At 73.5% G+C, this 9,552-nt stretch carries 10 protein-coding genes; 3 read left to right on the forward strand and 7 right to left on the reverse strand.

Features of this window, described 5'->3' with window-relative positions; translation table 11 throughout:
• Positions 1 to 270 precede the first annotated feature (270 nt).
• Positions 271 to 849: a TetR/AcrR family transcriptional regulator gene (locus tag TR48_RS34285; RefSeq protein ID WP_042374438.1), complete on the reverse strand. Its 579-nt coding sequence runs from the start codon at positions 847 to 849 to the stop codon at positions 271 to 273.
• 91 nt (positions 850 to 940) lie between these two features.
• On the opposite strand from TR48_RS34285, the gene TR48_RS34290 reads away from it, so the two are divergent.
• Entirely contained in the window at positions 941 to 1,393 is a 453-nt protein-coding gene (locus TR48_RS34290) for an anthrone oxygenase family protein (protein ID WP_042374440.1), read from the forward strand.
• A 3-nt stretch (positions 1,394 to 1,396) separates the two neighbouring features.
• Here TR48_RS34290 and TR48_RS34295 read toward each other — a convergent pair whose 3' ends face one another.
• The 5 genes from TR48_RS34295 to TR48_RS34310 all read right to left on the reverse strand — a co-directional run bounded on the left by TR48_RS34295 (position 1,397) and on the right by TR48_RS34310 (position 5,148).
• The gene (locus TR48_RS34295) at positions 1,397 to 1,825 is read right to left on the reverse strand and encodes a VOC family protein (RefSeq protein ID WP_042374442.1); all 429 of its coding nucleotides are present in this window, start codon (positions 1,823 to 1,825) and stop codon (positions 1,397 to 1,399) included.
• Between the two features lie 51 nt (positions 1,826 to 1,876).
• The gene (locus TR48_RS34300) at positions 1,877 to 3,571 is read right to left on the reverse strand and encodes a penicillin-binding transpeptidase domain-containing protein (RefSeq protein ID WP_052443282.1); all 1,695 of its coding nucleotides are present in this window, start codon (positions 3,569 to 3,571) and stop codon (positions 1,877 to 1,879) included.
• A 173-nt stretch (positions 3,572 to 3,744) separates the two neighbouring features.
• Positions 3,745 to 3,969, reverse strand: a complete 225-nt coding sequence (locus TR48_RS42625) for a hypothetical protein (RefSeq protein ID WP_152628336.1) — start codon at positions 3,967 to 3,969, stop codon at positions 3,745 to 3,747.
• A gap of 56 nt (positions 3,970 to 4,025) precedes the next feature.
• Positions 4,026 to 4,250, reverse strand: coding sequence for a translation initiation factor IF-1 (gene infA, locus TR48_RS34305; RefSeq protein WP_042380728.1), 225 nt, complete (start codon positions 4,248 to 4,250; stop codon positions 4,026 to 4,028).
• A gap of 73 nt (positions 4,251 to 4,323) precedes the next feature.
• Entirely contained in the window at positions 4,324 to 5,148 is an 825-nt protein-coding gene (locus tag TR48_RS34310; protein WP_084730003.1) for a GNAT family N-acetyltransferase, read from the reverse strand.
• 329 nt (positions 5,149 to 5,477) lie between these two features.
• On the opposite strand from TR48_RS34310, the gene TR48_RS34315 reads away from it, so the two are divergent.
• A complete protein-coding gene (locus TR48_RS34315) occupies positions 5,478 to 7,766 on the forward strand; it encodes an FUSC family protein (protein WP_042374444.1) in 2,289 nt (762 codons plus the stop codon).
• A 9-nt stretch (positions 7,767 to 7,775) separates the two neighbouring features.
• Here TR48_RS34315 and TR48_RS34320 read toward each other — a convergent pair whose 3' ends face one another.
• Positions 7,776 to 8,594: an isocitrate lyase/PEP mutase family protein gene (locus TR48_RS34320; protein WP_042374445.1), complete on the reverse strand. Its 819-nt coding sequence runs from the start codon at positions 8,592 to 8,594 to the stop codon at positions 7,776 to 7,778.
• Between the two features lie 205 nt (positions 8,595 to 8,799).
• Between TR48_RS34320 and TR48_RS34325 the strand changes: the two genes are divergently transcribed.
• A complete protein-coding gene (locus tag TR48_RS34325) occupies positions 8,800 to 9,522 on the forward strand; it encodes an ArsR/SmtB family transcription factor (protein ID WP_042374446.1) in 723 nt (240 codons plus the stop codon).
• Positions 9,523 to 9,552 lie beyond the last annotated feature (30 nt).

The raw sequence follows: 9,552 nt of genomic DNA on the forward strand, positions 1-9,552 counted from the left end.
GAGCTGAGACCTGCCGAGCACCCTTCCCGCAGTTTCGGGATCACCACCGCACCGCACCGCATCGCATCGTGCGAGACTCGGCAGGAACGGCCAGCTGACACAACCGCAGCTGGCCGTTCCTGTCGTTCCCTGGGGGGAACGGGCGACTCCGAGACGTCGGGTGTCCGCCGAGACGACGGTGTCCGCCTGGACGCGGTCTCGCCATCCAGGATGTCTCCCCCTGGTCGCAGGCCGTCTGCAGCGCACCCCGTACTGAGTCCACCGGTCGCGTCAGAGCACGGCGAGGCGGTCGACCAACATCTCCGTCCGCTGCTCGGCGTACTCCGGGGGCAGGCGTCCCGCGCGGGTGAGCGTCGCCAGGCCGTGCAGGGACGCCCAGAACAGCTCGGTGAACAGACCCGGGTGGACGCCGTCGCCGGCGACCTCCTGGAGGTTCTCCAGCAGGGCGGCGAAGGCGTCCTTCAGCGGGGCCGGGGTGTCTTCCTGGGCGAAGGCCAGGCCGCCGTCGAGCTGGAACATCGCGTCGTAGACCGCGGGGTTGCGGGCGGCGTAGTCGAGGTAGGCCCGGGCGAGGGCGGTGACCCGGGCGCGCGGGCCGTCCGCAGCGGAGGCGGCGGCCCGCACCGCCGCGGCCATCTCGGCGGCGCCTTCGAGGGCGACAGCGCCGATGATCTCGCGCTTGCCGCGGAAGTGGCTGTAGAGGACGGGCTGGCTGTACTCGATGCGCTCGGCGAGCCGACGGGTGGTGACCGCGTCCCAGCCCTGCTCCTCGGCGATCTCGCGGGCGGTCGCCAAGATCAGGCGTTCGCGGTCCGCCCGTTCGCGCTCCTTGCGTTCCTGTACCGACATGACCCGATGCTAGCACCGCTAGACAAGCGAGCGACAGCAGTACTAGCGTTGCCTCATCAGCTAGCAACGCTAGATCCCAGGAGTGGTCGCCATGCTCAACGCACTCGAGATCCTCACCACCGTGGTCGTCGGCGTGATGGTGGGGGTGGAGTTCTCGGTCGCCTTCGTCATCAACCCGATCCTGGGCGGCCTCCCGGACGACAGCCTGCTGCGCGGCCGGGCCCACGGCGGCCGGATGCTCGGCGCCGTGATGCCCGTCTGGTACGTCACCTCGCTCGCCCTGGTCGCGGTCTGCGCCGTCCTCGGACGGCACCACGGCGGCGCCGGCCTCGCCGTCACCGCCGGGGCGCTGCTGGTCCTCAGCGTGGTCATGTCGCTGCTGCTGCTCGTCCCGATCAACAACCAGGGCAAGACGTGGACCCCTGAGAACCGGCCCGAGGACTGGAGGCAGCAGATGAACCGCTGGGACCGCTACCACTACGTGCGCGTGGCCGTTCTCATCGCCGCGTTCGCCCTGCTGGCCGCCGCCGTCGCCGCGACCTGAGGGTCAGTCGAGGCAGAACTCGTTGCCCTCGACGTCCTGCATCAGGAGGCAGGACTCGTTCTCCTCGTCGGCGACCAGGAGACGCAGGCGGGTCGCGCCGAGCGCGACCAGGCGCGCGCACTCGGCCTCCAGGACGGCCACGCGCTCCTCCCCCACCAGCCCGGTGCCGACCCGCACGTCGAGGTGCACGCGGTTCTTGACGACCTTGCCCTCGGGAACACGCTGGAAGTACAGGCGCGGACCCACGCCTGAGGGGTCGGCGGCCGCGAACCAGGAACCCCCGCCCGACCGCGAGCGCTCGACGTCGTCCCAGGAGGCGAAACCCTCCGGCGGCTCGGGCGCGACATAGCCCAGCACCTCGCACCAGAAGCGACCGACGCGCACGGGTTCCGCGCAGTCGAAGGTGACCTGGACCTTCCTGATCGATGTCATCGGGCCACCATAGCGGCCCCGACTCCCGTGGCCCACGGGATTTTTCGCCGCTCAGCCGGCCGTCAGCACGTCGCGGGCCACGTAGCCGGCGGAAAGGACGCCCTCCTTGCCGCCGATCACCAGGGCGTCGACGGCGAGGTGGTTGCTGGTGTCGTACGCCGCGAACCAGCCGTTCGTGCTGGTCGCGGTTTCGGCCGTGCCGGTCTTCGCGCCGCCGGGGATGCCGGTCATGCGGGGCTCGGCGGTGCCGTAGGAGGCGGTGGCCGTGACGGTCATCATCTGGCGCAGCCAGGTCGCGGTCGTCGTGGAGATCGGGCGGGCGGCCGGCTGCTGGGGCAGACCGGGGACGAGGATGGGCTGGTGGAACGCGCCGTCCGCGATGGTCGCGGCCACCGAGGCCATGGCGAGGGTGTTCATGGTGACCTGGCCCTGGCCGATGGACTGGGCCGCGATCTGGTTGGTGCTGCCCTTCTCGTCGGGCACGTTGCCGTCGGTGGTGGGCACGCCGATGTTCCAGTCGCCGATGCCGAAGACGTCCCTGGCCTCCTCGCGCAGGTCGCCCGAGTGCAGGTTCTTGGTGGCGGCGTCGATGAACCCGGTGTTGCAGGAGATCGCGAAGTCCTTGGTCAGATCCGCGTTCGGGTCCATCTCGTTCTGGAAGTTGTGGAAGGTCTGACCGTTGATCACGGTCTGCTTCACGCAGGCGGACTTGTCCGACGGACGCATCCCGGCCTTGTCGAAGAGCGTGGCCGACGTGATCATCTTCATCGTGGAGCCCGGCGCCGCAGCCCCGTTGAAGGCCGCGTCGCCGCCGCGGAAGGCCATCGCGCGGATCTCGCCGGTGGTGTAGTCGATCGCCACCACGTCCGCGGGCATGGTGCCGATGTGGGAGTCCTTCACCGCCTTCTCCGCCGCGGCCTCAAGGCCCGCGTCGAGGGTGGTGCGGATGGTGCCGGGCACGGCGGGCTGGAGGACGTGCACCACCTTGACGGTCTTGCCGCTCGCGTCGGCGATCTCGACGCCCTGGCCCTTGGTGTGCGTGGCCTTGCCCGCGTCGCGGGTCTGCAGCTCGCTGATGACGCCGACCAGGGAGGGGTAGGCCGCGGCGGTCAGCGTGACGCCGTGCCGGTCGACGACCTTCGCGGTGGTGGCGGGGATGCTGCCGTAGGTCAGCGTCTGGCCCTCCCGCAGCCCCGGGTAGAGCACGGACGGCGCCCAGTGCACCTCGGGCTTGCCGTCGACGACCAGCACGTCTGCGGAGCCGGCGTAGGCGAAGGTCCCGCCGCCGGTGAGCGTCGCGGCGGTGTGGAAGGCGGTGCGCAGCGCGTGCGGCACGGCGGGGTCGGCGGCGCCGGCGACGACGCCGGCGAAGGCGACCTTGGACGCGTGCAGGCCCGCGGCGAAGGTCCCGAGCGCGGTCTGCGCGGCCGCGGGCTGGTCGGTGGCCTGCGCGGCGCCGCCGAGGTCGGAGCCCGCCCAGGAGGTGAGGAAGTGCTGGGTCGCGGCGGCCGCCTGGGCGGCGGTCGGCGTGGTGATCACCGGCACGTGCTTCTGCGCGTGGGGCTTGGCCGTGGAGTTCGAGGAGCCGGCATAGGCGTAGACGGCCACGCTGCCCACCCCGACCAGGGCCACCCCGGCAACCCCGGCGATCAGCCACTTGCGGCTCCGGCCCGGACCCTGCGGAGTGGGCTCCTGCCCCATCGGCTGGTTCCCCGACCAGGTGGGCGTGTCGAGGTCGCGCTGCATGATCTCCCCACGGAGCTGGACGAAACGGCGGCAAGGAGATCGTATGTGACCTCAGGGACCGTTCCGGTCCTGCCCCTGGCCTGTAGACGTTCTGTTACATGCCGCGCCACCTCGGTGAGCGCGGGACGGGAACGAACAATCGGATGTCGTCCGGATGTTGGCTCCGCGACGGCTCAGCCGACCGGGCCCGCCGTCGCCGCGAGGGCGGCGAGGGCGGAGGCCTCCATCTCCTGCATGCGACGCTCCAGTCCGGCCAACTCCCAGCGCAGATGCTGGGTGTAGGCCGGACGGAGGTAGAAGATCTCCCCGCGCAGATGCGCGGCCCGGGCCCGGAGACGGGCCATCTCGGGATGGACGGGGAGCTTCGAACGTCGGCGGAGGATGGTTGTCAAACGCATCAAGCCAGCCTAGACGCCCGGATTCGCCCGACCTTCACCTCAGCGGGTGAGAGTGCTCACGTCCGGTACCGGTACAGGATCCGGCCCCGGGTGAGGTCGTACGGGCTGAGCTCCACGAGCACCCGGTCCTGCGGGAGGATCTTGATGTAGTTCTTCCGGATCTTGCCGCTGATGTGGGCGAGCACCTTGTGCCCGTTCTGCAGCTCCACCGTGAAGGTGGCGTTGCGAAGGCATTCGGTGACGATGCCCTCGATTTCGATGCCGTTCGATGTCTTCGGCAAGTTCACTCTTTCGTCGAGTCGATGGTGGTCGTGGCGCATCGGTGCGACGCGCCCGTGGGTGTCGTGCTGCTGTTCAGCGGCGCACCAACTCAAGGATTCCGCCCCGGCGTTGGCCGCCGAGGCCCTCGATGAGGCGCGCCGCTCCGATGTTGGACTCGTCCACTTCGGCCCACGCCGCCGTGACGCCCGCGCGGTGCAGCGCGCCGAGGACGTCGGCCAGCAGGGCCCGCGCGACGCCGCGACGCCGCTGCTCGGCCAGGACGGCGACCAGCCCGATCCGCGCCTCGTGCCGGCGGGGCACCACTCGGACCAGTCCGACGTAGTGTCCGGAGACCTCGGCCACCGCGTACTTCGACGGGTCCACGACGGTGACCCCGTCCGGTCGCGGCAGCACCTCGGCCGGCATGGTCTCCCAGCCGACGGTGGCCCCGACCTCGGCGCGGACGGCCCGGTGCAGGGCGCGCAGCGGGCCCTCCTGGGCTCGGCCGAGCGGCACGACCGTCACGTCGGGCGGCGGCGGGACCGCGTCGAGCCCGGTGATCCGCGGATCGGTGGGCACGACGTACTCCCGCTCGCGGCGGGCGACGGCGAAGCCGGCCCGCTCCCAGGCGGCCCTGGTGTCGAGGTCGTCCTCGTGGACCACCGCGTGCAGCGGCCCCGGCAGCTCCGCCGCCATGGCGGCGGCGAGACGGTCGAAGACGTCCGCCTGCCAGCTGTCGACGCTGACGAACATCCGGCCGTCGGGCCTGTGGGAGACGTCGCCGCGCCCGAGCTCCTCGTTGTCGTCGAGGGCGAGCCACTGCGATTCCGTGACCCGTGTGATCGTCACGGGGCGGCTGCCCGTGCCCGGGGAGCCGCCCGGGCTGCCCGGGCCTGCGGAGAAAGGTGAAACGTCCATGAGTGTCCCCTTTGCGAGTGCCTTGCTGCCTGAGGCACTCCCGAGGACACCTACGTCACTCGCCCGCCGTGAGGATATGAGGGAGCACCCATGGGAAAGCCTTCTTCACGGGTCTCACCTCCTCGCATCCGGTCACGGTGCTCAGCACGCTACCAGTGCCGAGCGCCCCGCCCAAACCGGTTTTCGGGCTTCGGTGCGTCGAAGGTGCACGAGGGGCGTCGAAATAGGCTGGTGTTGCGGGCCCGTCCACGGTGCAGGCCAATGGTGGTGGACGAATGCGGCGTCGGGGCCGCCGCCGTCGCGTCCACGGGAGTCCGCGGGAGGTGCGCATGTCCGTGCGGGTGCTGGCCTGGCTGCGTGCGCACGACGGCGGGCTGGCGGCGACGCGACGGGCCGGGCGGACCGCGCTGGTGATGCCGGCCCTGTTCGCGCTGTGCACCCAGGTGCTCCACGCGCCGGCCATGGCGAGCTTCGCCGCCTTCGGGTCCTTCTCGATGCTGCTGCTCGTCGACTACTCAGGAACGATGCTGGAGCGGCTGCGCGCCCAGGCGGAGCTGGCGGTGGCCTGGGCCGCGCTGATCACCCTCGGCACCCTGGTCGCGCACCGGACCTGGCTCGCCGTGCTCACCACGCTGGTGGTCGCCTTCGTGGTGCTCTTCTCCGGCGTGGTCAGCTCGGTGCTGGCCGGGAGCACGACGGCGCTGCTGCTCGGTTTCGTGCTGCCGGTCGCGACGCCGGTGCCGCTGTCCCAGCTGCCCGACCGGCTCGCGGGCGCGGGTCTGGCGGCAGCGGCGGCGCTTCCGGCGGTGGCCCTGCTGTGGCCGCGCCCGGTCGCGGATCCGCTCAGCGCTCCGGCGGCCCGCGTCTGCCGCTCCGCTGCCGAGCGGCTGCGCACCGACGCCGCCCGCTACGGCGAGCCCGGTCGCCGTCCGGACCCCGACCGGTGCCGCGCCGTGGCCGAGCGGACCGACGAGGCCACCGCCGAGCTGCGCCGGATCTTCGAAGCCACCCCCTACCGCCCGACCGGCCTGTCCACCAGCTCGCGCACCCTGGTCCGCCTGGTCGACGAGCTGACCTGGCTCAGCACCATCCTCGCGGACCGCCCCGCCTGGACCGAGGAGCCTCCGGCCTGCGACCCGGCCGCCCGCACCGTGCGCCTGGCCGCCGCCGACGTCCTGGACCGCGCCGCCGACCTGCTGACCGACCCGCGCGGGGACGTCGGGCCGCTGCGGGACAGCCTCAACGAGCTCGGGGTCACCATGGCCGCGATGGCCGACAGCTCCACGGCGCGGCTTCCCGTCGAGAGCCCGGTCGGGGAGAGCGAGGCGGAGGTCTACGGGTTCATCGGCACGCTCGACTTCTCCTTCCGCGCCCAGGAGCTCGGCTTCGCCGTGCGGCAGATCGCCGAGAACGTCGACCTGGCCGCCACCGCGTGGCAGCGCAGCTGGCCCGACCGCCTCCTCGGCCGCGAGCCCGGCGCGCTGGCCGCGCCGCTGGCCGCGGCGCGCGAGCGGGCGCGGGCCCATCTGGGGCGGGGCTCGGTCTGGCTGCACAACAGCCTGCGCGGCGCGGTCGGGCTGGGCATCGCGGTGTTCCTGGCCGACCTGACCAGCCTCCAGCACTCCTTCTGGGTGCTGCTGGGGACCCTGTCGGTGCTGCGCTCCAACGCCCTGAACACCGGGGAGAACGCGGTGCGCGCCGTGCTCGGCACGGTGGTCGGCTCGTTCGTGGGCGCCGGACTGCTGGTGCTGATCGGCCATCACGGCACGGCGTTGTGGTTCGTGCTGCCGCCGGCCATCCTGGTCGCCGGGATCGCGCCCGCCGCGATCTCCTTCGCCGCCGGGCAGGCGGCGTTCACCGTCACCCTGGTCGTGCTGTTCAACATCGGCCAGAACCCGGACTGGCACATCGCGCTGCTCCGGGTCGAGGACATCGCGCTGGGCTGCGCGGTCAGCGTCGTCGTCGCGCTGTTCTTCTGGCCACGGGGCGCCGGGGCCGCCGTCGACAAGGCCCTCGCGCAGGCCTACACCGACAGCGCGGCCTACCTGTCCGGCGCGGTCGCGTTCGCGCTGGGCCACTGCGGCTTCCCGAACGCGCCCGCACCCGCGCCCGTGCCGGAGGAGCCCGTGCGGCAGAGCCGCGAGGCCGCCGCCTCCGCGCGCCGCCTGGACGACGCGTTTCGCAGCTACCTGGCGGAGCGGGGGGCGAAACCGCTGTCGCTGGCCGACACGACCACCCTGGTCACCGGCGTCGTCGGGCTGCGCCTGGCGGCCGACGCGGTGGTCTCCCTGTGGCAGGACTGCGCCCTCAGCCGCTCCCGGGCCGACCAGACCGAGGCGCACCGCACGATCCTCGGCCTGACCACCCGCGTCACCGACTGGTACCGCGGCCTCGCGGTCGGCCTCGCCGACCACACCCCCGTCCCCGCCCCGCTGCAGCTGCGTCCCGAGGCGGCCGCCCGGCTGGTCGAGTCCGTCCGCGCCGACCTCGTCGACCGCGAGGGCCAGGCCACCGCCACGGCCGTCCGCGTCATCTGGACCGGCGACCACGTCGACGTCGCCCGCCGCCTCCAGCCGATCCTCGCCGTGGCGGCCCGCGACGGCAGGGCGCCGGACTGACTCGGGCCCTCAGCCGGACGCCGTGAGGGCCTGGACGGAGGCGTAGTCCGGCGTCTGCGGCAGGGGTGGGAGCACGCCGTCGGCGCGCAGGGTGAGGACGGTGTGCACCGCCGCGCCGAGGGCGGCCCGGAAGAGCAGCGAGCCGAGGCTGACGCGGCGGACGCCGAGTTCGGCGAGGCGGGCGAGCGTCTGGCCGCCCGGCGAGGCGAGGACGTTGAGGGGCAGGTCCGTCGCGGCCACCGCCGCCGCGATGCCGTCCGGGTCGGTCACGCCCGGGACGAAGACCCCGTCGGCCCCCGCATCCCGGTAGGCCGCGAGCCGAGCCGCCGTCTCCGCCTCGCGGCCCTGCCGCAGCCAGTAGGTGTCGGTGCGGGCGTTGACGAAGAGCCACGGCACGGCCGCCTTGACGGCGGCGATCTTCGTGGCGTGCAGCCGGGGCGGGGTGAGGCTGCCGTCCGCGCGGCCGTCCTCCAGGTTGACGCCGACGGCGCCCGCCTCCGCGAGCTCCGCGGCGAAGGCGGCGACCTCGGCGGGGTCGTCGCTGAAGCCGCCCTCCGCGTCGGCCGAGAGCAGGAACGCGCCGCCGCCGAGCAGGCGGGCGAGCCGCAGCGTCTCCTCGCGGGTGCGGCCCGCTCCGTCCGGCAGCCCCGCCGCAGCGGCGACGCCGAGGCTGGTCGTGCCCACGGCGGCGAAGCCCGCCGCCGCCAGCGCGGCGGCGGAGGCGTGGTCCCAGGCGTTGGGCAGCACCAGGGGGGTGCCGGAACCGCCGGTGTCGTGGTGCAGCGCGCGGAAGGCGGTCGCGCCCGCGCGGCCGACGGTGCTGGTCATACGTGCTCCTCGGGCTCGGGGTGGCGGTCCGGGTGGTGGCGGTCGCGCCTGGGCGCGCTCGACCGGACTGGACCGGACTGGACTGGACTGGGCTGGGCTGGGCGTCCGGCGGTCGTCGAGGTCTCCCCGGCGCCCGTCATGCCGCCCACGCTAGGCGCGGGACGGTTCGGCGCTCGCCGAACCGTGGCGGGGGCATCATGGCCTCATGTCCGCGCAACCTCTCGCCCGGCTCGCCGGCCTGCTGGCCGATCCCACCCGCGCCGCGATGTGCCTCGCCCTGCTGGACGGCCGTGCCTGGACGGCCGGGGAACTGGCCCACCACGTGGGCGTCGTGGCGTCGACGGCGAGCGAGCAGCTGTCACGCCTCGTCGCCGGTGGGCTGCTGGTCGAGGAGCGGCAGGGCCGCCACCGCTATGTGCGGCTCGCCGGTCCGGGCACCGCCACGCTCGTCGAGGACCTGGCCGCGTTCGCGCAGACGCAGCCGGGGTCCTCCGCGACGGCCGCGCCCGCGCCGCGCAACCTGCGCGAGAGCGTCCGCCGCAGCGCGGAGGCGCACGCCCGGACCTGCTACGACCACCTCGCCGGCCGTGTCGGCGTCGCGGTCGCCGACTCGCTGCTGGCGCGCGGGGTGGTGTCGGACGACGCCGGGCTCGCCGTGACCGTGCCCGGCCGCGCCTGGCTGGCGGGCCTCGGCATCGACGTGGAGGGGGCGCGGCACGGTCGGCGTCCGCTGGTCCGCAGTTGCCTCGACTGGACCGAGCGCCGCCCTCACCTCGCCGGTGTCCTCGGCTCGGCGCTGCGCTCGCACGCCATGGACGCACGCTGGCTCGAACCCGTAGGCACCGGCCGCGCCCTGCGGGTGACGGCCGACGGCGCAGAGGCCCTGCGCGACCTGTTCGGCATCAGCCTCGACCGCGTCCGGTCCTGACCTGACGTCAACCGCAGTGCAGCCCCGGGC

Source organism: Streptacidiphilus neutrinimicus (genome assembly GCF_000787815.1).
GTDB classification, from domain to species: Bacteria; Actinomycetota; Actinomycetes; order Streptomycetales; family Streptomycetaceae; genus Streptacidiphilus; species Streptacidiphilus neutrinimicus.